Source organism: Gallaecimonas xiamenensis 3-C-1 (assembly GCF_000299915.1).
Classification (GTDB): Bacteria; Pseudomonadota; Gammaproteobacteria; order Enterobacterales; family Gallaecimonadaceae; genus Gallaecimonas; species Gallaecimonas xiamenensis.
The window spans coordinates 18,379-40,602 of record NZ_AMRI01000033.1 but is presented as its reverse complement, the minus strand read 5'-3'; the positions used below and the strand labels follow the sequence as shown (position 1 = coordinate 40,602).

The 22,224-nt window shown below is 62.6% G+C and carries 21 protein-coding genes; 18 read left to right on the top strand and 3 right to left on the bottom strand.

All coding sequences use genetic code 11. The features are described 5' to 3' along the window. The first annotated feature begins 52 nt into the window (after positions 1 to 52). Both B3C1_RS17540 and B3C1_RS17535 read left to right on the top strand, forming a co-directional pair. The gene (locus tag B3C1_RS17540) at positions 53 to 793 is read left to right on the top strand and encodes a 3-hydroxybutyrate dehydrogenase (protein ID WP_008486468.1); all 741 of its coding nucleotides are present in this window, start codon (positions 53 to 55) and stop codon (positions 791 to 793) included. Beyond that, on the top strand, positions 793 to 4,146 hold the full coding sequence (locus B3C1_RS17535; RefSeq protein ID WP_008486467.1) for a PAS domain-containing hybrid sensor histidine kinase/response regulator: 3,354 nt from the start codon (positions 793 to 795) through the stop codon (positions 4,144 to 4,146). The genes B3C1_RS17540 and B3C1_RS17535 overlap by 1 nt, the downstream gene beginning before the upstream one ends. Here B3C1_RS17535 and B3C1_RS17530 read toward each other — a convergent pair. Both B3C1_RS17530 and B3C1_RS17525 read right to left on the bottom strand, forming a co-directional pair. Continuing rightward, positions 4,135 to 4,776 carry a response regulator transcription factor gene (locus B3C1_RS17530; protein WP_008486466.1) on the bottom strand — a complete coding sequence of 214 codons (642 nt, stop codon included), beginning with the start codon at positions 4,774 to 4,776 and terminating at the stop codon, positions 4,135 to 4,137. The two genes, B3C1_RS17535 and B3C1_RS17530, sit on opposite strands and share 12 nt — an antisense overlap. Positions 4,777 to 4,837: 61 nt before the next feature. Next, a complete protein-coding gene (locus B3C1_RS17525) occupies positions 4,838 to 7,084 on the bottom strand; it encodes a TonB-dependent receptor (protein ID WP_035482671.1) in 2,247 nt (748 codons plus the stop codon). 142 nt (positions 7,085 to 7,226) lie between these two features. Between B3C1_RS17525 and B3C1_RS17520 the strand changes: the two genes are divergently transcribed. Together B3C1_RS17520 and B3C1_RS17515 are read left to right on the top strand one after the other, a co-directional pair. Beyond that, positions 7,227 to 8,525, top strand: a complete 1,299-nt coding sequence (locus B3C1_RS17520; protein ID WP_008486464.1) for a GntP family permease — start codon at positions 7,227 to 7,229, stop codon at positions 8,523 to 8,525. A gap of 11 nt (positions 8,526 to 8,536) precedes the next feature. After that, the gene (locus tag B3C1_RS17515; RefSeq protein WP_008486463.1) at positions 8,537 to 9,694 is read left to right on the top strand and encodes an E22 family MetX-like putative esterase; all 1,158 of its coding nucleotides are present in this window, start codon (positions 8,537 to 8,539) and stop codon (positions 9,692 to 9,694) included. Positions 9,695 to 9,731: 37 nt separating this feature from the next. Here the strand turns inward: B3C1_RS17515 and B3C1_RS17510 are convergent, their stop codons facing one another. After that, entirely contained in the window at positions 9,732 to 10,910 is a 1,179-nt protein-coding gene (locus B3C1_RS17510; RefSeq protein WP_035482682.1) for a multidrug effflux MFS transporter, read from the bottom strand. Between the two features lie 84 nt (positions 10,911 to 10,994). Between B3C1_RS17510 and B3C1_RS19550 the strand changes: the two genes are divergently transcribed. The 14 genes from B3C1_RS19550 (at position 10,995) to B3C1_RS17440 (ending at position 21,966) form a co-directional block, all read left to right on the top strand. Next, complete coding sequence (locus B3C1_RS19550) at positions 10,995 to 11,429, top strand: MarR family winged helix-turn-helix transcriptional regulator (protein WP_008486461.1); 435 nt, start codon at positions 10,995 to 10,997, stop codon at positions 11,427 to 11,429. 29 nt (positions 11,430 to 11,458) lie between these two features. Continuing rightward, on the top strand, positions 11,459 to 11,725 hold the full coding sequence (locus B3C1_RS17500; protein WP_008486459.1) for a hypothetical protein: 267 nt from the start codon (positions 11,459 to 11,461) through the stop codon (positions 11,723 to 11,725). A 15-nt stretch (positions 11,726 to 11,740) separates the two neighbouring features. Continuing rightward, positions 11,741 to 12,427 (top strand): glutathione S-transferase family protein, encoded by a 687-nt coding sequence (locus tag B3C1_RS17495; RefSeq protein WP_008486458.1) that lies wholly within the window; start codon positions 11,741 to 11,743, stop codon positions 12,425 to 12,427. Further along, positions 12,424 to 12,930, top strand: a complete 507-nt coding sequence (locus tag B3C1_RS17490) for a GNAT family N-acetyltransferase (protein ID WP_008486457.1) — start codon at positions 12,424 to 12,426, stop codon at positions 12,928 to 12,930. Before B3C1_RS17495 ends, B3C1_RS17490 begins: the two co-directional genes overlap by 4 nt. A 96-nt stretch (positions 12,931 to 13,026) precedes the next feature. After that, the gene (locus B3C1_RS17485; protein WP_008486456.1) at positions 13,027 to 15,036 is read left to right on the top strand and encodes a S9 family peptidase; all 2,010 of its coding nucleotides are present in this window, start codon (positions 13,027 to 13,029) and stop codon (positions 15,034 to 15,036) included. A gap of 225 nt (positions 15,037 to 15,261) precedes the next feature. Beyond that, a complete protein-coding gene (locus B3C1_RS17480) occupies positions 15,262 to 16,593 on the top strand; it encodes a hypothetical protein (RefSeq protein WP_008486455.1) in 1,332 nt (443 codons plus the stop codon). Between the two features lie 64 nt (positions 16,594 to 16,657). Further along, positions 16,658 to 16,981 (top strand): hypothetical protein, encoded by a 324-nt coding sequence (locus tag B3C1_RS17475; protein ID WP_008486453.1) that lies wholly within the window; start codon positions 16,658 to 16,660, stop codon positions 16,979 to 16,981. Positions 16,982 to 17,029: 48 nt separating this feature from the next. Beyond that, positions 17,030 to 17,623 (top strand): hypothetical protein, encoded by a 594-nt coding sequence (locus B3C1_RS17470; RefSeq protein WP_008486452.1) that lies wholly within the window; start codon positions 17,030 to 17,032, stop codon positions 17,621 to 17,623. 177 nt (positions 17,624 to 17,800) lie between these two features. After that, the gene (locus B3C1_RS17465) at positions 17,801 to 18,304 is read left to right on the top strand and encodes a hypothetical protein (protein ID WP_008486451.1); all 504 of its coding nucleotides are present in this window, start codon (positions 17,801 to 17,803) and stop codon (positions 18,302 to 18,304) included. After that, complete coding sequence (locus B3C1_RS17460; RefSeq protein WP_008486450.1) at positions 18,301 to 18,939, top strand: CHAP domain-containing protein; 639 nt, start codon at positions 18,301 to 18,303, stop codon at positions 18,937 to 18,939. Before B3C1_RS17465 ends, B3C1_RS17460 begins: the two co-directional genes overlap by 4 nt. Continuing rightward, a complete protein-coding gene (locus tag B3C1_RS17455; RefSeq protein WP_008486449.1) occupies positions 18,936 to 19,565 on the top strand; it encodes a hypothetical protein in 630 nt (209 codons plus the stop codon). The genes B3C1_RS17460 and B3C1_RS17455 overlap by 4 nt, the downstream gene beginning before the upstream one ends. Before the next feature lie 27 nt (positions 19,566 to 19,592). Continuing rightward, entirely contained in the window at positions 19,593 to 20,102 is a 510-nt protein-coding gene (locus B3C1_RS17450) for an endonuclease V (RefSeq protein WP_008486448.1), read from the top strand. Positions 20,103 to 20,211: 109 nt separating this feature from the next. Then, complete coding sequence (locus tag B3C1_RS17445; protein WP_336391135.1) at positions 20,212 to 20,559, top strand: GlpM family protein; 348 nt, start codon at positions 20,212 to 20,214, stop codon at positions 20,557 to 20,559. 183 nt (positions 20,560 to 20,742) lie between these two features. Continuing rightward, a complete protein-coding gene (locus B3C1_RS17440; protein ID WP_008486445.1) occupies positions 20,743 to 21,966 on the top strand; it encodes a GGDEF domain-containing protein in 1,224 nt (407 codons plus the stop codon). Positions 21,967 to 22,224 lie beyond the last annotated feature (258 nt).

Sequence of the window (22,224 nt, the reverse complement as noted above, 5' to 3'; positions counted from 1 at the left end):
CGCCGGCACGCTTATCGCTGCCGACGACACGCCAGAAATGGAGGTCTGAGCCATGAAAGTACTGGTTACCGGCGGCGCCTCGGGTATCGGCCTTGGCATAGGGGAACACTTTGCCAAGGCGGGCCACCAGGTGATTTTGGCCGATCTGGATGGCGCCAAGGCACAAGCGGCCGCCGCCACCTTGCCTGGGGCCAGGGGCGTTGCCCTCAATGTAACGGACCCGGCCCAAATCCAGGCCCTGGCCCAGGAGCTTGGCAGCCTAGATGTGCTGGTCAACAACGCCGGTATCCAGCATGTGGCGCGCCTGGAGGATTTTCCCCCGGAAAAATGGCGCCAGCTTATCGACATCATGCTGGTGGGCCCGGCCTTGATGACCCAGGCCTTCTTGCCGGCCATGCGCGAGCAGAACTTTGGCCGCATCATCAATATCGGCTCCATCCACGCCTTGGTGGCGTCTCCCTTCAAGTCCGCCTATGTGGCGGCCAAGCACGGCCTGTTGGGCTTTGCCAAGACCCTGGCCCTGGAGCTGGCCGAGGCGGACATCACCGTCAACACCATCTGCCCGGCTTATGTGAAAACCCCCCTGGTGGAAAAGCAGATAGCCGACCAGGCCCGTGAAAACGGCCTGACAGAGGATGAGGTGGTGAGCACCATCATGCTGGCACCCATGGCCAAGAAGGCCTTTATCGGCATCGATGAAATCGCCGGGACCGCCGCCTTCTTGGTGAGCCCGGCGGCCAGGAACATCACCGCCCAGACCCTGGTATTGGATGGGGGCTGGACCGCCAGGTGATGCCCCTGGGTTGGGGGCCGGTTACCACCGTCTCCCTTATCTACATCGCCCTGCTGTTTGCCATCGCCTATTGGGGCGAGCGGGTCAACGCCAGGCACCGGCTGTCCGGGTGGACGGCCGGCCTTTCCCTGGGGGTTTATTGCACCTCCTGGGCCTTTTTCGGGGTTACCGCCCAGGCGGTCCACAACCACTGGTGGCTGCCCCCCACCTATACCGGCACCTTGCTGCTCTATCTTTTTGCCTTCCCGGCTATCAAGCGCCTGGCCATCCATGTGCGGCGCAACAATATCACCTCCATTGCCGACTTTATCGCCACCCGTTTTGGCCGCTCCCGCACCCTGGCGGTAGCGGTGACCCTGGTGGCGGTGGCCGCCGTTATTCCCTATATCGCCCTGCAGCTGCGGGCGGTGGCGGACGCCATCAATGTGCTGACCGGGCATCAGAGCGGCTATTGGTGGCAGGACACCGCCCTGGGGGTGGCCTTGGCCATGGCCCTTTTTGCCATGCTGTTTGCCTCCCGCCGCACCCAGGCCCAGGCCCATAACGCCGGCCTGATGACCGCCATGGCCTTTGAGTCCGTGGTCAAACTTATCGCCTTCTGGGTGCTGGCCCTGGTGGTGATCTACAGCCAGTTCGGCAGTCTCTCGGCGCTCTTTGACGCCGCCAGGGACAACCCCCAGGTGGCCAAGCTGCAAAGCGAGGCCGCCCCCGGTTATGTGTATTGGGTCCATACCCTGTTGGGTCTGGCCGCCACCCTCTGTCTGCCACGGCTCTTTCACTTGGCCTTTGTAGAAAGCCCCAGGCTGCCTTTTTTGCGCCGAACCCGTTGGCTGTTTCCCGCCTACCTGGTGGCCATCGGCATCTTTACCCTGCCCCTGGGGCTGGCCGGCGCCGTGTTGCTGGGGGACAAGGTCAGCCCGGATCTGTACGTGCTCTACTTGCCCATGGCCATGGACTCCACCTGGTTGACCCTGCTGGCTTTCCTGGGGGGCTTGTCCGCCTCCACCGCCATGGTGGTAGTGGCCACTGTGGTGCTGTCGATCATGGTCACCAACGATCTTACCGCCCCCTTGCTGCTGCGCCTGCGCGGCCTGCCGGAAAAAGGGCAGGGCAGTTGGCTGCTGTGGCTGCGGCGCCTGGCCATGTTGGTGGTGGTACTGGGGGGCTTTTTCTATTACCGGGCCAGCGCCACCAGCGGCACCTTGTCGCAGATGGGGCTGATGGCCTTTGTGCTGGTGGCCCAGCTGTTCCCGGCGCTGCTGCTGGGGCTGGTGTGGCGCCGGGCCAATTCCCAGGGGGCCAGGGCCGGCCTGACCGTGGGGGCGGCGCTCTGGGCTTACTGTCTGCTGTTGCCCGAAGGCTTCGGCCTGGCCCTGCCGGGGCTGGCCAGCGGCATGGATGCCATCAGTTTTGGCTCCCTGGTAAGCCTGGGGGGCAACCTGCTGACCTTTATGCTGGTATCCCTGGCCACCAGCACCTCGGTCAGCGAGCAGCTGCAGGCCGACCAATTCTTGCGCCAGCCCCTGCAAAGCACCCCCTCCATCCTCACCGTCCAGGACTGCTTCGAGCTGGTCAAACGCTTTGCCGGGGAACCGGCGGCCAAGAGCCTGGTGCGCCGCCAGTTCCCCCATGGCCCCACCCCGGACCGCCAGGCCGCCCCGGTGGCTTTGGTACAGCAGGTGGAAAAGCACCTGTCGGCGGTGATCGGCGGCGCCTCCATGCGGATGGTGATGGACGCCCTCAGGGCGGAAAAATCCCTGCCCCTGTCCCAGGTGGCCAGCTTTGTGGACGAAGCCTCCCAGGTGCTGCGCTTTAACCAGAGCCTGCTGAGCGCCACCATAGAAAACATCTCCCAGGGCATCAGCGTGGTGGACCGGGACCTTCGCATCATCGCCTGGAACCATCGTTACCTGGAACTGTTCGAGTACCCGGCGGGACTGGTGACGGTGGGGCGGCCGGTGGAGGATCTGATCCGCTTTAACGCCGAGCGTGGCCTGTTGGCGGGGGATACGGACCAGGAGGTGCAAAAACGCCTCAACCACCTGCGCTCCGGTTCCCGTTACCGTTACCAGCGCCGCCAGGACGACGGCACCGTACTGGAAATGGTGGGCCATCCCTTGCCGGGGGGCGGCTTTGTCACCACCTACAGCGATATCACCGAGTTTATCCAGGCCCAGCAGCAGCTGACCGAGCTCAACGAAGCCCTGGAAGAGCGGGTGATAGAGCGGACCCAGGCCCTGCAGGACCTGAACCAGGAGCTCTTTGCCGCCAAGCAGGCGGTGGAGGAGGCCACTGCCGCCAAGACCCGCTTTTTTGCCGCTGCCGGCCACGATCTGTTGCAGCCTTTTAACGCCGCCATCCTCTTTGGCGCCCTGCTCAAGGAAAAGGCGCCAATGGGGGAGCTAAAAGATCTGGCGGACAATGTGCAAAGCTCCTTGCTGTCCGCCGAGGGGCTGCTGGGCTCCTTGCTGGAGATCACCAAGATAGAAGCAGGGGCCGTCAAGGCCGAATGGGGGGACTTTGCCCTGAGTGAGGTGCTCACCCCCCTGGTGCGGGAATTCTCGGCCCTGGCCGAGGCCAAGGGGATCTGCCTGAAGGTGGTGCCCACCCGGCTGTGGGTGCGCTCAGACAAGAAGCTCTTGCGCCGTATCCTGCAAAACCTGCTGGCCAACGCCGTGCGTTATACCGAGCAGGGCCGGGTGCTGGTGGGCATTCGCCGCCAGGGCCGGGAATTGGTGGCCTGGGTCAAGGACACCGGCCCCGGCATCAACAAGGCAGACCAGCGGCGTATCTTCGCCGAATTCCAGCAGTTAAGCCCGGGCCAGGGCCTGGGATTGGGCCTGGCCATCACCGACAGGTTGTGCCGGCTGCTGGGCCACGGCCTTTGCCTGGAGTCAGAGCCTGGGCGGGGGGCGGCCTTTGGTATCCGCCTGCCAAGGGCGGCCCCGGGCCAGTTGGCCGAGGTGAAAACCTTGGGCCGTGAAACCCACCAGTGGCTGCCCAGGCTCCCCATCTTGGTGATGGACAACGACGACAAGGTCCGCGAGGCCCTCAAGGCCCTGCTGGAAAGTTGGGGGGCACGGGTGGCGGCAGTGAGGGACGAGCACGAAGCCCAGGCCCTGGAGGAGCCGCCGGCCCTGTTGTTGATGGATTATCACCTGGATGACGGCGCCCTGGGAGTGGACGTGGCCAAGCGCCTGCAAGGGCGTTTTGGGGAGGTACCCTGTGTGGTGCATTCGGCCGACCAGTCCGAGCAGATCCGCAGCGCCGTTATCGACGCCGGCTTTCACTTCCTGCTAAAGCCGGTCAAACCCATGCCCCTGAAGAACCTGATGCGCCGCCTATTGGCTTGACGCCACCTGGTGCAGGCTCTGGTAAAGCAGCCCGGCCTGGGTGCGGTTGTACACTTCCAGCTTTCGCAAAATGGCAGAAACGTGCTGCTTGACGGTGGTTTCCTGCACCTGCATCTCAAAGGCGATCTGCTTGTTCAGCAGGCCGTCGGCAATCATTTTCAGCACCCTTAGCTGCTGGGGGGTGAGGCGGGCGATCAGCGCCAGTTTCTGGGTGTCTTCCCCCTGGGCCAGCTCTACGCCGTCGGGCAGCCAGCTGTCCCCGTCCAGTACCGCATCGATGGCCTGGGACAGGGTGCCAAGGGGCGCCGATTTGGGCACAAAGGCGCTGGCCCCCAGGGCCATGGCGCGGCTGATGGTGAGGTTGTCTTCGTGGGCGGAGATCATGATCACCGCCACGTCGGGGTATTCGGCCTTGAGCACGGACAGGCCGGCAAAGCCGTCGGTACCCGGCATCATCAGGTCTAAAAACACCAGTTCGGTGCCGGGGTATTGCTTGAGCAGGGCCCAGACGTCGGCCATGCAGGCCGCTTCCAGCACGGTGGCTCCGGGCATCAGGGAACCGGCGGCCTGTTGCAGGGCGCCGCGAAACAGCGGGTGGTCGTCAGCGATGATGGCACGCACGGCTAGCATAGATACCTTGTCAGCAGATGGTGCTAGTGTACCGGGCCTTTCGACCCGGTACAGCCTTGATTTAAAAACGATAACCTACTGACAGGCTGACGGTGCGCGGGTCACCGTAGTAGCCGACTATGGTGTCTTCGCCGCCAAGGCCGGGGCCGGTGACGTTGCCGTTGCTGTCGCGAACGGCGGCGAAGTTATAACCGGCCAGGCGGTATTCCTTGTCGGTGAGGTTGCGACCGGTCAGCTGCACTTCCCAGTTGTCTTTGTACCAGGCGATGGAAGCGTTCCACAGGGTCACCGAGCCAAAGTCCAGCATGGAGGGCACTTCGAAGATCTGGGTCTTGGAGCGGTAGTTGACCCCGCCGGAGACCACCATGTCGCCGCCGAAGGCTTCCAGGTTGTATTGGGCCAGCAGGCTGCCGGTCCAATCCGGGGTATTGGCAAAGCTCCACAGGTCGGAAACGTCGGTGACCTGGCCCAGGTTGGGGTCGAAGTAGTCCACCCGTTTGAACTCGGCGTCCACATAACCGGCGTTGGCGATGATCTGCAGGGCGTCGGTGGCGGCCAGGGTGGCTTCCAGCTCCAGGCCCTTGATATCGGCCTTACCGGCGTTCAGCACCTGGGAGGCCACGTCGGTGTTGTTGTTCACCGCCCGCTGCACCGTGATCTGCATGTCGTCGTAGTCGGAGTAGAAGGCGGCGACGTTGGTACGCAGGCGGTGGTTGAACCACTCGGCCTTGAAGCCCAGCTCATAGGTGTCGACGATTTCCGGATCGTAAGGGGCATCGGCATCGGGGTTGACCGACTTGTTGGCCCGCATGTCAAAGCCGCCGGACTTAAAGCCGTTGGTGTAGGAACCGTAGGCCATGATGTCGTCGCTCAGCTGGTATTCCAGGCCGACCCGGGGCGAGAAACGGTTGAAGGTGGCGCTGTCGGCAAAGTCCGACTGCACCGCAAAGGGTGTGGTGGGCTGGTCGTGGGGGTAGCGGATCCCCAGGTAGACGTAACGGTAGACGTCGGCGTCTTTTTCATCCCGGGTGTAGCGCCCGCCCAGGGTCATGGACAAGTCCTTGGCCAGGGGGAAAGAGGCCTGGGCATAGGCCGCCAGGCTCTTGGTGTCGACGCAGCCGCCGTTTTCCACCGTCAGCCCCTGCAGGCCCAGCACGGTTTCAAAGACGCCGCAGGCTTCGCCGTCCAGGTAATAGAGGCCGCCCACCGCTTGCCAGTTGCCGTTGTCAAAGTTGAGCTGGAATTCCTGGGTGAACTGCTTGTCGTCGTACAGGGCCGGGATATCCAGGGCCGGTTGGCTGGTGGAGTCGAAGTCGATATTGGTGTCGGTGTCACCGTCACGGTGGGCGGTGATGGACTTGAAGGTCCAGTCGTTGTTGATGTTGTAAGTGATGGTAAGGGCTTCGCCGCCGGTTTCCACGCTGTTGTCGGTGGGCATGGAGGTGTCGGAGTCGAAGACGTTGCCGTAGGGCTGCTGGCCGGTAACCAGGGAAGGAGTCAGGCGGTAGCCACCCTTGGCGTTGGAGTCGTCCCAGGTGCGGTCGGCCATAAAGCTAAAGCTCAGGTCGTCGCTGGGGTACCAGGCCAGGGACAGGCGGCCGGCCTGGATGTCCTTGTCGTAGTTGTCGGCGCCGGTGTTCTTGAACTCGCCGAAACCGTCACGGTTGAAGGTACCGTAGGCAAAGCCGGCCCAGAAGGTGTCGGACAGGGGCATCTGGCCCGCTATCTTGAAGTCTCGCTGGTTGTAGGAGCCCAGGGTGCCTTGTACATAGAGTTCCGGGTCGCCGTGCAGCTTCTTGGTCACGTATTTGACGGCGCCGCCTATGGTGTTGCGGCCATAGAGGGTGCCCTGGGGGCCGCGCAGCACTTCGATGCGCTGCACATCCAGGATGTCCATCACGGCCCCTTGGGGGCGGGCGATGTAGATGTCGTCGATGTAGATCCCCACACCGGGCTCAAAACCCCACAGGGGGTCTTGCTGGCCGATGCCACGGATATAGGCGGTCAGGGTGCTGTTGGTGCCCCGGCTGACCTGCAAGGTGGTGTTGGGTGAGTACCACTGGACGTCGGCCAGGTCTTCGACGCCGCGCTGGCTCATTTGCTCGGCCGACAGGCTGGTGACCGCCACCGGCACCGATTGCAGGTTTTCGCTGGTGCGCCGGGCGGTGACTTCAATCACCTCCAGGCTGGGATCCTCGGTTTTTTGGACGTCCTCGGCCGCCTGGGCGGTGGCCGAAAGGCTCAAACAGACCGCCAGGGCGATCCGGCTGGGCGTAAGGTGGTGCTGCAATTTCCTTGTTGTAGACATGGTTGGCGTTCCCCCATTTTTGTTATTTCGGTGTTAACCATACGCGCAATTGCCTCAGGGTCACGCTGTACCTTAGTACTATGGTCAATGACTTAGCCCTCCCCCAGACTGGACCCACAACCATCATAAGAAGGAAATCACCATGTTGAGCCTGTTGGGATTGCTGGTCGGCCTGGGGGGGCTTATCTGGCTGACCATGAGGGGCATGAGCCTCTTTTTGAGCGCACCCCTCTGTGCCCTTATCGTCGCTTTCAGCGGCGGCGTGCCGTTTTGGCAGGGGGGCAGCAACGATTTTGTCAGCGGTTACATGAACGGTTTCGGCGGTTTCGTGTCCGCCTGGTTCCTGATGTTCCTGCTGGGCTCCATGTTCGGTAAGTTCATGGAAGACACCGGCGCCGCCGAAAGCGTGGCCCGGGCCATCATCGGCAAGCTGGGGGTCAAGCAGGCCGCCATGGCGGTGGTGCTGGCCTGCGCCGTGCTGACCTACGGCGGGGTGTCGGTGTTTGTGGTGGCCTTCTCGGTCTACCCCATGGCCCTGTCGCTGTTCAAGGACGCCAACCTGCCCAGGCGCTTTATCCCGGCGGCCCTGGCCTTTGGCTCTGTGACCTTCACCATGACCTCTGCCGGCTCCCCCGAGATCCAGAACTGGATCCCCATCAAGTACCTGGGTACCAGCCCCTATGCCGGCTGGCAGGTGTCTCTGGTGGTGGGGCTGCTGATGGCGGTGATGGGCTACTTCTGGCTGCGCCACATGCTGCAAAAGGCGGTGGCAAGGGGCGAGCATTTTGTCGCCAGGGACGGGGACGTGGAGCTGGCCGACCGCAAGCTGCCCCCGGCCTGGACCGGCATAGTGCCGCTCTTTGTGGTGCTGGGGCTGTCGTTCTTCCTCCATGAAAAACTGGCCCAGGCCGCCCTTATCGTCGCCCTGGCCGGTGGCGTACTGACCCTGTGGCTGGTCAATTTCAGGTATTTTCGCAATCAGCAGACCGCCGTCAGCCTGGCCGCCACCGGCGCCCTGGTGGCCATAGGCAATACTGCCGCCGTGGTGGGCTTTGGCGCCGTAGCCAAGCTGTCACCGGCCTTTGCCATGGTGGTGGACGCCATGACCGGGCTGCCCGGCAACGAACTGGTGGGGGCTTCGGTGGCGGTGTCGGTGATAGCGGGCCTGACCGGCTCGGCCTCCGGCGGCCAGGCCATAGCCCTGCCCAGCATAGCGCCCCATTACCTGGATCTGGGGGTTAACCCCGACGCCCTGCACCGGGTGGTGGCCATCTCGTCCGGCGCCCTGGACTCGCTGCCTCACAACGGTTACGTGGTCACCACCATCCGTGCTATCTGTGGTGAGCGTCATGAAGATGCCTACTGGCCCCTGGCGGCCCTGACCGTGGTCATTCCCCTGCTGGGGACGGCCCTGGCCATCGCTCTGTTCTGTTGGTTCTAAGGAGAGACAAGATGCGTTATTGGATACTGGCCCTCGGCCTTTGCTGGGCCCTGGGGGCCCAGGCCCTGCCCCTGGTGGAAAAACAGCGTTTCGCCCTGGACAGCTTTACCACCCAATCGGGTACCACCCTCAAAGAGGTGGCGGTGGGCTGGGAAGCCTACGGCACCTTGAACGCCGACAAGTCCAACGCCATCCTTATCACCCATTTTTTCTCCGGCAGCTCCCATGCCGCCGGCAAGTACAGTGACCAGGATCCGCTGCCGGGCTACTGGGACGCCATCATAGGCCCGGGCAAGGCCATCGACACCGACAAGTACTATGTGCTGAGCGTCGACACCCTGGCCAACGCCAACGCCTTTGACCCCCATGTGATCACCACCGGCCCCGCCAGCCTCAACCCCGCCACCGGCAAGCCCTACGGCCTGGATTTTCCGGTGGTGTCCATCCGCGATTTCGTCAATGTGCAAAAGGCGCTGCTGGATAAACTGGGCATCAACAAACTCCATGCGGTGGTGGGAGCCTCCATGGGTTCTTTCCAGGCCCTGGACTGGGCCGTGGCCTACCCGGACAAGGTCGAGCGCATGGTCAGCGTCATCGGCGCCGGCCAGATGGACCCCTGGACCGTCTATGGCCTGGAGCGCTGGAGCGACCCCATCAAGGCCGACCCGGCCTGGCACAACGGCCATTACTATGAGCAAGGCCAGCCCAAGACCGGCCTGACCAAGGCGGTGGCCTACATCATCTATGACGCCACTTACCCAGACGGCTTTAACAGCCGCTACACGCCTCCCACGGACGCCGCCCCCAAAAGCGACATCCGCGCCGGCTACAAGTCGGTGGACGAGCTGATGGGCCATGCCGCCATCCGCGCCCACTTCCAAGACGCCAACGCCATCCTCTACCTGGTGCGGGCCTCCCAGATGTTCCTGGCCGGCTACAACGGCAAGCTGGAAGACAACCTGGCCAAGGTCAGCGCCAAGACCCTCTTTATGCCGGCCAGCCATGACCGGCTGCTGGTGCCGAAAATGGCCCGCAGCACCTACGAGACCCTGAAAAAACTGGGCAAAGACAGCCAGTACCAGGAGATTGACGGGGTCTGGGGCCACCTGGACGGCCTGGTCAATATCCAGAGCCAGGGCCAGGTGTTAAAGGACTTTTTGGACAAGTAAAAAAGCGGCCCAAGGGCCGCTTTTTTATGGGCCGCGTTTAGGCGGCCTGGGCGTTCTTGCGGGTCCAGATAAGCACCAGGCACAGGGCCGAACAGACCGCCTGGGCCAGCACTATGGCGCTGACACTTTCCGGCAGCAAGGAAGAGAGCCCGGACAGGGCGCCGGCAATGGAGAACTGCACCGCCCCCATCAGGGCCGCCGCCGTGGCGCCATGCTCGTGGAAGTAGTCCATGTAGCAGGCCTGGATATTGGGGGTGATGGCGCCAAGGGCCCCAACTGTCAGCATCATGGCCGGCAGGAACAGCCACAGCTGGGGTTTGAAGGCCATCACCAGTATCAGCAGCACTATGCCAAGGGCCTGCAGGCTCAGGGTCCAGCGCAGGATCTGCTGGGGCTCGAAGTGGTTCAACAGGCGCCTGTTGGTCAGGTTCATCACCAGCATCAGCACGATGTTGGCGCCAAACAGCAGGGCGAACAGGCCGGGGCTGACCCCAAAGTGCTCCTGGTAGATAAAGGACGAGTGGGTGATAAACAGCATCATTACCGAGAAGGCCAGGGCTTGCAGCCACATGAAGCGAAGGGCAGGGCGGGTGGCCAGCACCGCGCCATAGCGCTGCCAAAGGCTAAGGTGGGGGCCCTGGGGGCGGGTGCTTTGGCCACGGAAAATAACCGCCTTGAGCAGCAGCACCAGCAGCAGGGCATAGGCTCCCAGGAATACAAAGATGCTGGGCCAGCCAAAGGCCTCCAGCAGCAGGCTGCCCAAGCTGGGAGCCAGAGCCGGGGCCGCCACCATGATAAGGCCAATCAGGCTGAAGAACTTGGCTGCTTCCCGGCCGGACAGGCGGTCGCGCACCAGGGCCGGCACACAGACCATGGCCCAGCCAGCACCAAAGGCCTGCAGGGCCCGCAGCGCGATCAGGGCTTCATAATGCTGGAAGCGCCAGATACAGAAGCTGGCCAGGCCAAAGAGGCTAAGGCCGCTCAGCATCACCGCCGCCCGGCCAAAGCGGTCCGCCAGGGGGCCGGCCACCAACTGCCCAAAGGCCAGGGTAAACACATAGATGGAAATGCTCAGGGCTATCTGGTGCACCTGGGTGCCCAGGCTCAGGGCCATGGCCGGGAAGGCCGGCAGGTAGGTGTCCAGGGCCAAGGGGCCCAGGGCCATGGTCATGGCCAGCAGCAGGGCGAAGCCCAAATGGGGTTTGCTGTCGCTCAAGAAAGTTACCTCGACGGATAGCCCGGGGGTGGCCCAGGGGCTATTATAGTTGACATCGTCAACTATCATAGCAGCCAAAGCCCCATGCCAGATAGCCCACAGATCCCTTTTAGCGCCCTGATGACCCTGCTGCGTCGCCACTTGCAAGCGGCCTTGGCCGGCGCCGGTATCAGCTTAAGCCCGCCCCAGGGGCAATTGCTGGGCCTTATCGCCGCCAGCCCCGGCATCAGCCCCCAGGCCCTGGCGGCGGCCACCGGCCGGGACAAGGCCCAGATCACCCGCCATCTGGCGGCCCTTGAGGCCTACATTCAACGCCAAAGCGACCCCAAGGACGCCCGCCGCCAATGCCTGTCGTTAAACCAGCAAGGGCAAAGCCTGGCCATCGCCTATGCCAAGGTCCGCCAGCAGGCCCAGGCCGCCGCCTTTGCCCCCTTGACCGATGCCGAGCGCCAGCAACTGGCGGCCCTTATCGGCAAGTGCCTGGCCCCTGGCGCCGAACCGGGCAATAGCGCATCATAGCCCCATCTTTTTTGTAGCCAAGAGGCCTTATGAGCCAGGAAGACAACCCCTTTGACGAAAGCGAGCTCCTGGAGATCGTCGAAAACCAGCTGGCCGACAACAACCCCATCAAGGTCAAGGAAACCCTGCTGCGCCTGACCATGAAGGGCATGGACAGGGCCGAAGCCATGCAATACATCGCCTGCGCCCTGTCGGTGGAGATCATCGATGTGGTGGAAAACGGCCAGTCCTTTAACCACCAGCGTTACGGCGCCAACCTGGATCTGCTGCCGGACATGCCCTGGATGGAAGACTGAGCCACGGAGGCCGCCATGTACCAGCTCTATATCGCCAACAAAAACTACTCGTCCTGGTCCCTGCGCCCCTGGTTGTTGGCCAAGGAGCTGGGCATTGCCTTTGAGGAAGTGCTGGTGCCCTTTGCGGGGGCTGACAACCCCGATCGCTTCGGCCGCTTCGCCCCCAACGGCAAGGTGCCTTGCCTGGTGGACGGCGATCTTACCGTCTGGGACAGCCTGGCCATCATCGAATACCTGGCCGAGGGGCACCCCGGGGTCTGGCCGGCCGACGCCAAGGCCAGGGCCTTTGCCCGCAGCGCCTGCGCCGAGATGCACTCGGGCTTTGGCGCCCTTCGCACCCTTTGCACCATGAACTGCGGTATCCGGGTGGCCCTGAAGGAAAGAACGGCGGCCTTGGCAGCGGATCTGGCCCGTATCCAGGCCATCTGGCAGCAGGGGCTGGACAGCTTCGGCGGCCCCTTCCTGGCTGGCGCCGCCTTCAGCGCCCTGGACGCCTTCTTCGCCCCCGTGGTGTTCCGTTTCCAAAGCTATGGCATAGCCCTGGCGCCGGCCCTGGCCCAATACCAAGCGCGGATGCTGGCCTTGCCGGCCATGGTGGACTGGTACCAGGCGGCCCTGGCCGAACCCTGGCGCGACGAGGCCCACGAGCAGGAAGTGCGCGACGCCGGCACCGTCCTTGAAGACAGGCGCCAAAGCCGATGAACCCGGTCGCCCAAAGCCCGCGCCTCTGGCTACAGCTGCTGGGGGAGAAGGACGCCCCCTTTGTGCTGGAGCTGGTCAACCAGCCGGCCTGGATCGCCAACATCGGTGACAAAGGGGTGCGCACCTTGGACGGAGCCAAGCGCTACCTGGCAGAAGGGCCCCTGGCCAGCTACCGCCAGCACGGTTTCGGCCTCTATCTGGTCAGCCTTAAAGACGGCACCCCCATAGGGCTTTGCGGCCTGCTAAAACGCGACTACCTGGACCACCCGGACATCGGCTATGCCCTGCACTCCGGCCATTGGGGCCAGGGCTATGCCCGTGAGGCGGCCAGGGCCGTGCTGGACTTGGCCCGGCAAAAGGGCCTTGGCACCTTGCTGGCCATCACCCTGCCACAAAACCAGCCCTCCTGCGCCCTCCTTGAAACGCTTGGTTTCAGCCTGGACGGCCTGACCCAGGTGCCGGGAGGCAGTGAAGCCCTGCGGCTGTACCGCCTGGCCCTTTGACCCTGGCCGCAGCAGGCTGGCTGCTGGACGGGGTAAGGCTGTTGTTATCAATGCTTTGCACTAGGGTAGGTGGGGTGTAACAACAGGAAGCCCGAGATGAACAGACCCCTGCTCGCCCTTTCCCTGGTGCTGGCCCTGCCAGCGCTGGCGGCCGACCCCTTTACCCCCATGGACGTTTTCAGCCTCGAATACGCCGCCAGCCCGCAACTGGCGCCCAACGGCAAAACCGTCGCCTATGTGCGTACCGCCATGGACATCAAAACCGACCGCAGCTTCGGCAACCTCTGGCTGGTGGACAGCGACGGCAAGCACCACAGGCCCCTGACCTCTGGCCCCCACAGCGCCCGCTCCCCGGTCTGGTCGCCGGACGGCAAGCAGCTGCTGTACATCGCCAACGACGACGGCTCAAGCCAGCTGTACCTGCGCTGGCTGGACAGCGGCGAGACCGCCCGCCTCACCAACCTCACCGACAGCCCCGGGGACATCAGCTTCTCCCCCGACGGTAAATGGATTGCCTTCACCCTGCCGGTGGCGCTGGAGGAAAAACCCCTGGCCACCCTGCCGGCCAAACCGGATGGGGCCAAATGGGCCGAGCCTGCCAAGGTCATAGACAAGGTCTACTACCGGGCCGACGGCGCCGGTTACCTGGACAACAAGGTGCGCCAGCTGTTTGTGATGGCTGCCAGCGGCGGCGCCCCGCACCAGCTCACCACGGCGCCCTTTGACCATGGCGGCCACTACAGCTGGGACGCCGACAGCCAATCTTTGGTAATAAGTGCCAACCAGCATCAGGACTGGCAATACCAGCCCCTTAACTCCGAGCTGTACCGGGTCAGCCTTAACGGCAAGGTACAGGTCCTGACCGACCGCAACGGCCCCGACACCCAGCCGGCGGTGTCCCCCAACGGCAAGCACATTGCTTACCTGGGCTTTGACGACAAGAAGCTCGGCTACCAGAACACCCGCCTCTACCTGATGGACAAAGACGGCGGCAACCCCAAGGTGCTGACCGCCAAGCTCGACCGCAGCGTCACCGATGCCCAGTGGGACAGTGACGGCGACGGCCTCTTTATCAGCTACGACGACAAGGGCCATACCAAGCTGGCCTACGTCAGCTTGTCCGGCAAGCTCACCGACATCATCGACGATCTGGGGGGCACCTCCCTCGGCCGCCCCTATGACGGCGGCAGCTTCTCGGTGGCCGGGGACAAGGTGGCCTACACCCGCACCAGCACCAGCCGCCCGGCCGACGTGGCCCTGGTGACCAAGGGCGGCAAAGCCAAAAGCCTGACCGCCCTCAACGACGACCTCTTTGCCTTCAAGAGCCTGGGCAAGGTGGAAGAATTCTGGGTGGACTCCAAGGCCGACGGCTTGCCGGTACAGGCCTGGCGGGTGTTGCCGCCGGACTTTGATGCCACCAAGCAGTACCCGCTTGTTCTTGAAATTCACGGCGGCCCCTTTGCCAACTACGGCGCCCGCTTTGCCGCCGAGATGCAGCTCTATGCCAATGCCGGCTACATAGTGGTGTACGTCAACCCCAGGGGGTCCACCAGCTATGGCGAAGACTTCGCCAACCGCATCCACCACAACTACCCAAGCCAAGACTATGACGACCTGATGAGCGCCGTGGACGCCGCCATCGAGATGGGCAACGTCGACAGCCGCAACCTCTTTGTCACCGGCGGCTCCGGTGGCGGCGTGCTGACCGCCTGGATAGTGGGCTCCACAGACCGCTTCCGGGCCGCCGTGGTGGCCAAGCCGGTGATCAACTGGCTGAGCTTTAGCCTCACCGCCGATTTCAGCCCCTTCTTTACCCAGTACTGGTTTGCCAAGATGCCCTGGGAAGATCCCATGGCCTACTGGCGCCGCTCCCCCCTGTCCAGGGTCGGCAACGTCTCCACCCCCACCATGCTGCTGACCGGCGAGGCCGACTACCGCACCCCCATCTCGGAAACCGAGCAGTTCTACCAGGCGCTGAAGCTGCGCAAGGTGGACACGGCCATGGTACGGATCCCGGACGCCGGCCACGGCATCACCGCCCGGCCGTCCAACCTGATGGCCAAAGTGGTCTATATCCTGGCCTGGTTCGATAAATACAAAGAATAAAGTCCAAGGCGCCTACGGGCGCCTTATTTAATTGCAAGTCAAGTGTTTACCTTCTTGCCACATCCGCATACCCTGCACCCTGCCCAGGGCCGCCCTCCAGAGCGGCCCTGGGTTTATTGCCAGGGAGGCGAGATCACTCAGGACCAGCTAAAGGGCGTCAGCCTGCCTGGCCCAAGGCCTGGGCAGAGCCCTCGCCAACAGCTCAACAAACAGGGATAGACCACATTGCTACGCGCGTTAACTCATAAAACCAGCCCGCTGCTGCTGGCGGCCAGCCTCGCTACCTTGGCCGGCTGCGGCTTCCTCGACACCGAACAGAGCATCGACACCGACCGCAAAGAACAGCAGGAAGTGACGAACGGTTTCTTCGCCACCTACTGGAAAGGGGCCAAGCTCTCCATTCGTTCCATGCCGGTAGACGAACACACCCAGGCCATCGACTTTGCCGCCATACGCCAGCAACAGGCCGACCGCCTGGGCCTGGGGCCACAACTGAGCCGCATCTACGACTGGCAAAGCGCCCTGAGCGGCGACTATTCCGACAACGCCCTGGTGCCCTTTGATGGTGGCGATCTGGTGGACTTTGGCAAGGAAGTCTACGCCTTGTCCGACACCCTCGAAGGCCAGGACGAAGACAGCTACCCCACCTTCCTGGAAGTGCTGCACCACTCCAGCCGTGCCCTGGGCCGGCCCCAGGTAACGCTGCCAAAGGACTGGAACAACGCCATGGACCACTGGCTGTTCGCCCTGGTGCTGGAAGCCCGTATTGGCCTTGGCTCCTGGAAGACCTATGAACTGGCCAAGGTGGACACCAGCACCATGGCCAGCACCGATTATCGGGTGCTGGCGGGGCTGCACAAGGGCCTCGATGCCCTGCGTAACCAGTGGTATTTCCTGGCTGACGAAGATTTCAGCCGGGTGATTGACGAGGCCAACAGCGCCGACATTAAACTCAAACCCCAGACCCTGGAAGTGCTGACCCGCACCGCCATTGACGGCTTTACCCCCCAGCAGCAGTTCAAACTGCTGGCCAGGGCCAATGCCCTGCTGATGCGTGGCTACAGCCGCCACCAGGCCAAGAGTGCTGACCTGAACGACAAGGCCCTGGCCGACATCGAAGCGGCCATCGCCGACTACCGCACCCTGGGAGTGGAAAACGAACTGGTGTGGCTGGCCGAGAGTTACGTCTATATCAGCGAAGAAGAAAAGGACAAGGCCATCGCCTCCCTGACCAAGCTGCAAGGCAGCCGCTACCTCAGCGCCAAAGAAAAGCAGCTGCTGGCCGACACCCAGCGGGCGGTGCAGGACAGGGACCCGAAAAGCGCCCTTAACGTGCTGACCGACAAAGTGATTTTCTACCGCCTTGGGCTAAGCTACGCCCTCTCTTACCTAGACGAGATCCAGTGGCTGAAACTGCTCGAGCAAAGCGAGCAGGGCCAGCGCATCCTGGCGCACTTTACCGAACTCGAGCAGTACTACCACAAGGCCAAAGACAGCCTGGAGCTGGATAACCTCACCGAAAAGGGCAAGGGCCTCTTTAAGGACTTGGTGGAATAACACCAGGGGTAGAGCCCGGCCCCAAGGGCTGGGCGTTGTTGTCACAAGGACTGGGATTGATGCTGTGCTGATTGCCCTTAAAATCGCCATTTTCATTTCGTGTATCCGTTACTTACAGCTAAGTGGCCGGCCGGGGCGCACCGCCTTTATCTACGCCGGCAGCTGGTTGCTGCTGGGCTTGCTATGGATAGTGATGAACGCCAGCGACAGCGAGTCGGGGCTGCTGGTGTTGGGCATTTTTGGTTACGACCTGGCCCTGGGCTTTGCCTTATTCTGGCTCCTTGACCGCTTTGCCGGCCGAACAGTGCTGTTTTTGGGCACCATCGCCCTTTGGCTGGTGGTGGATAAGTTCCTCCAGGTGTTCCTGGTGCTGGCCTGGAATGCCTAGTGGGCGTCGAAGGCTGATGGCCTTTATTGAGGACTGCGGGAGCTACTGATGCTGGATAAAAGTTACAAGAAGCTGCTGGCGGTGCTGGCCATCATCACCGTCTTGGGTACCCTTGCGGGTAACATCAACAATATCCACGATTTTTTCAGCCAAACCCTGCCTTCTAAAAGCCAGGCCCAGAAGCTCTACGGCATCTGGTACGGGGATTACAGCTACCCCATCAGCGGTGGCCGCTTGGCGGTCAAAGGCACCACCGAGTACTTCAAGAACAACAAGTACAACTTCATCGGCGAGATAGCGGTGACGGCCGAGAAGGGCGGTCACAGCGTCAAGGTGCGCTACGACGTTGACGGCACCGGCCTGTGGCAGGTGGACGAGCAGTCCCTGACCGTAACCCTTAACCAGTTGCGCTCCGTGGTCAAAGATGCCAGCTATGACGGCCACCCCTTGGATATCCAGGCCTGGACCCAGGCAACGGGCCAGCAGCTTCCGGGCCTGGACCAAGCCATGGTCAACGGCATGAGCGACGACTTCACCATCTTGAGCCTGACCGAGCGGCGCCTGGAGCTGGCCAGCGATGCGCCCAAAGGGGGCAAGCTGACCCTGGCCATGACCCGGCGCGACCAGGTCTTTTCACACTGAATCGGGCCATGGCAGAGAAACTGCTGCCTTTGCCGGCATCTGCCCCAGGGCAGCGCTTTTTGTTGCAATAGCTCGTAACGGGCGCGGTGGACAACGAGCCGGCCACAGGCTGCTTCGCCACCGGCCAGAGGCCCTTCGCTGGCCTGTCATTTTCACGTTCAACCCAGGAAACGCATCATGGATGACATTCGCCTGCCCTATAAAACCGGCAACCTCAAGCTCATCGGGGCCATGGGGTTGTTCGGCGCTTGCGCCGCCCTGATCGGCCGTGAGGCCGCCACCAACGACAGGGGCCTTATCCTCAATCACCTGCTGGAGTTCTCAGCCCAGGGCGCCACCCTCTTTTACTGGGCCCTGGCCGGGGCGGCGCTGCTGTTTGTGCTGCTGGCGGCTCTGGCACTGGTGAAGAACAACCTGTCCAAACGGGAACTGGTGCTCACCGGCACTTACCTGGAGGCCCCTAAGAACGGCATCAGCAACCGCCTGGTCCGGGTCCAGTACAGCGCCATTACCGATCTGGTGCTGCAGCAGGTGCAGGGTATCCAACTGCTGAAGATCAGCCACACCCAAGGCAAGCTGACCCTGGCCAGCAGCATGCTGCCGGGCAAAGAGGCCTTTGCCCAAGTGTTGGCGGCCATCGAAGCCAGGGTGGCAACCCAGGGCGGGGAGGCCAAGGTATGAACAAGAAGGCCTGTCTTTACCTGGGCCTGGCTGCCCTAGCCCTTTTTGGCGGCTACAAGGGGGCGACCCGCCTTGACCCCAATCCCGCTCACCAGGTGGGGGAAGTGCTGGATAACCTTGATGGGGTGGCAGTCTATTACAACGGCGGCGTCAACCATGTGCTGGAGCGCAACCTGGCCGCCGACGGCTACAACCTGGGCCTCAAATACCAGTGCGTGGAGTTCGTCAAACGCTATTACTACCAGCAACTGGGCCACAAGATGCCCGACAGCTACGGCCATGCCAAAGATTTCTTCGACAAGGCCTTGGCGTCCGGCAGCCTCAACCCCAAGCGGGGCCTCTACCAATACCGCAATGGCGAAGGGGAACTGCCGGCCTTTGGCGACATCCTGGTGTTTGACGCCAGCCTGCTCAACCCCTACGGCCATGTGGCCATCGTCTCCAACCTGGATTTGGCCGCAGGGCACCTTGAGATCATTCAACAAAACCCCGGGCCTTTTTCCGGCTCAAGGGCAGCGTTCAGCATCGCAGTAGAAGACGGCAAGGCCAGGGTAGCCAGCAGCAGGCTGCTGGGCTGGCTGCGTAAGGCGGACCCTGCCGTCAGCCAGTCCAGCTATTCGGAGGTAGCGTTATGAAAGGGATGAAAGCCGGGTGGTTGGGGTTGGCGGCCCTGATGGCAACAAGCGCCGGCGCCCAGCAAGGGGATTATGTGGTAGACGCCATCTCCTTGCAGGCGTTTCGAGAGGCCCTGGCCCAGGCCCAGCCTAATCCCCAGCCCAGGCTGGACAGCATTCAGAATTGGGACCAGGCCCAGGCGCTGTTGGCGGGCCGGCTGATTTTGGATAGCGACCTTAAGGTGTTGGACGCCACCGGCCGGGTGTTGGCCCAAGAGGCGCAATTTGCAGATTGGTGCGACTTTGACGCCTATTACCCGGCCTTGGACCAGGTCAGCTTCAAATGCCTGCAAGAAAACGATGTGCTGCTGGATATGGCCACCGGCCAGCAACAAGAAGACGATCCCAGGCAAAGGCGCTACGCCCCGGGCGGCCAGTACCGCTACGGCGGCTATTACAACGGCCAGGAGCCGGTGTCCTTTATCCAAAAACGGGTAGGGGAGCACTGGCTAACCCTGCGCGAAGCCACGGACACCATGGCATCGGGCAAGCTGTATTTCCCAAGTGATTTCACCTGGGTATCGGCTCGGCGCTTCGTGTTCCAAAGCACCCTGGACCAGGGCTACTTCATGGGCACAATCCAATGAGGGGCAAAGGGACCCAGGCCAAAACTGATGTTGCTGGCAATGGATGTGCAATACCAGGGTGACCAAGCCCTGGTGGCCGCCGTGGCCTTCAATGACTGGCACTCGGCCCAGGCCTGCGGCCAATACCTGAGCCGGGTAGGGCCTGTGGCACCTTACCTGCCCGGGCAGTTCTACAAGCGCGAGTTGCCTTGCCTGCTGGCCCTGCTGCAAGAACACCGGCTGGCGCCAAAGGTTATCGTGATTGACGGTTACGTCTACCTGGACGGCCACAGCAAGCCTGGCCTGGGCTGGCATCTGCACCAGGCCCTTGGGGGCCAGGGCTGCGTCATTGGCGTCGCCAAGAAAGCCTTTGCCGGCATAGGGCAGGCCCACGAGTTACTGAGAGGGCAAAGCCAGAAACCGCTCTTTGTGACCAGCACCGCCGATCTGGCGTGGGCCAAGGCCTGCATAGGTGCCATGAGCGGCCAGCATCGGCTGCCCACCTTGCTGAAAATGGCCGACCAGCTGTGCCGGGCGGCGGCCAAGGCCAACCCCTAGGCGCTGTGGCCATTGGGTTTGTCCCGGTGGCACTTGGGCGCAGTGGCCCTTGGCAAGGGCGGGCAGGGGCCCTAGGCTCAGGCTCTCAACCTGCCAGAGGTGCCCGGTGCTGCCCCTTTTCCTTAAAAGCCTGCTTGGCGCCGCTGCGGTGCTGCTGATAAGCCTGTTGTCGCGCAGCCGCTTTGTTTACCTGGCAGGCCTGGTGCCGCTCTTTCCCACCTTTGCCCTTATTGCCCACTACCTGGTGGCAAAGGAGCAAGGCCCAGCCGCCTTGCGCCAAACGGCCCTCTTTGGGCTTTACGCCCTGCTGCCCTACGGCGCCTACCTGCTGGCGGTCTACCATCTCAGTGCCCGGCTGAGCCTGGCCTGGACCCTGGGCCTGGCCACCTTGGTCTGGTTGCTGTCGGCCAGCGTTTTGCTGTTGGCCTGGACCCGGCTGCAACCGGCGCTGGCTTGAGCAGCGTTTTACCGCCCAACACCGGCATTTGGCCGCTGCCAGCGGCTTTTGCCATTTTGACGCACTTTTCCCTAAAGTCCTCCTGGGCTATGGTCGCCTCAGAGGGGAAAAGCCAAGATCTGCCTTGAGGCAGGCTTACGACTAGCGCCCAAAAACAAGTCCTGCTGTTACCAAGGTATATGGATGGCCCAACGACAATTGATCGGCACTTTGCTTCCACCTTTTTTTATCTTGCTGCTGGCGGCTGCCGCCACCTTCTTTAACGAGCGGATCACCGGCGAGTGGCAATCGGCCTTGCTGTGGCTGCCCTATGCTCTGGGCATGGTGGGGGTGTGGCTGGCTATCCAGTTTTCCAAACGCCAGTTGCTGATGAGCGTGGTGTTGACCCTGCTGGGCTATGTGTTGATCCAGGCCTATCTGCAAAGGCCCATCAGCGAGCCCCTGGTGCGTTACGTCTACACCTTGTTGGTGCTGGGCCTGCCCCTGGCCATGCTCCTTAACCAGCTCTTCGTGGAAAGGGGCCTTAGCCACCCCAGCGCCATGTCCCTATACAGCGTGGTGGTGCTGGCGTTACTGATAGCCATCGCCATCTACCAGTTGCGTGGCCCCAATGTGGTGCTGCCCCTGGATAGCCACTTTGCTCCCAAGCGCTACGACGGGCTCTTTATCAGCGCCAACGGCCTGCTGATCTCCATTCCCCTTATCGGCGCCAGCGTGCTGTGCTTCCTGCTGCGCCGGGGCACCATCGAAGCGGGGCTGCATTTTGTCATGCTGGCCAACCTGGTGCCCCTTTATTGCCTGGACGTGCCCTTTATCTCCAGCATCTTTGCCACGGCGGCCCTGCTTATCGCCTTGCTGACCGGCATCAAGAACTCCCACGACCTGGCCTACCGGGACGCCCTCACCGGCCTTAACGGCCGGCGCAAGCTGTTCGAGCGCCTGGCGGGCTTGTCGCGCCACTACAGCCTGGCCATGCTCGATATCGACCATTTCAAAAGCTTCAACGACACCTACGGCCACGACGTGGGTGACGACGTGCTGGCCATGGTGGCCAGCAAAATCGCCCAGGTGGGCGGCGGTGGCGAGGTGTTCCGTTACGGGGGCGAGGAATTTACCCTCATCTTCAACGGCCGCAGCAAGGACGACGCCATGACCTACCTGGACGAGGTCCGTGAGCTGATCGCCACCACCCCCTTTATCGTGCGGGACAAGAGCAAGCGTAAGGTCGGCACCCCCGAGCAGCGCGGCAAGGGGCCCCGCAACAACAAGAAGGTGCAGATCACCGTCAGTATCGGCGTCTCGGAAAAAGGCTATGGCCAGGAGAAGGCCGAACAGATCATCAAGGCCGCCGACAAGGCCCTGTACAAGGCCAAGAAGCAAGGCCGTAACTGCGTGGTGGCCGGTTAAGGCGCCCTGTACTGGCCGGCGTCCTGCCGGCCGGTAACCTCTCCCAACTGACATTCTGCCATGGCCGCTGCCAGCGGCCCTGCTGGCGGGACTTTTGCCCCACCGCTCACCGCTCACCAGCGGCATTTCATCTGAAAAATCCTAAAGTTTTGTCGCCACAGGGTCGGATCTTCAAGGAGTGGCCGGCAAAGGGCTGGGACAAGGGTTCCCCCTGGCGGGCCACTGTATCGGTGATGTGGATAAGGATGTTGTTGCAAA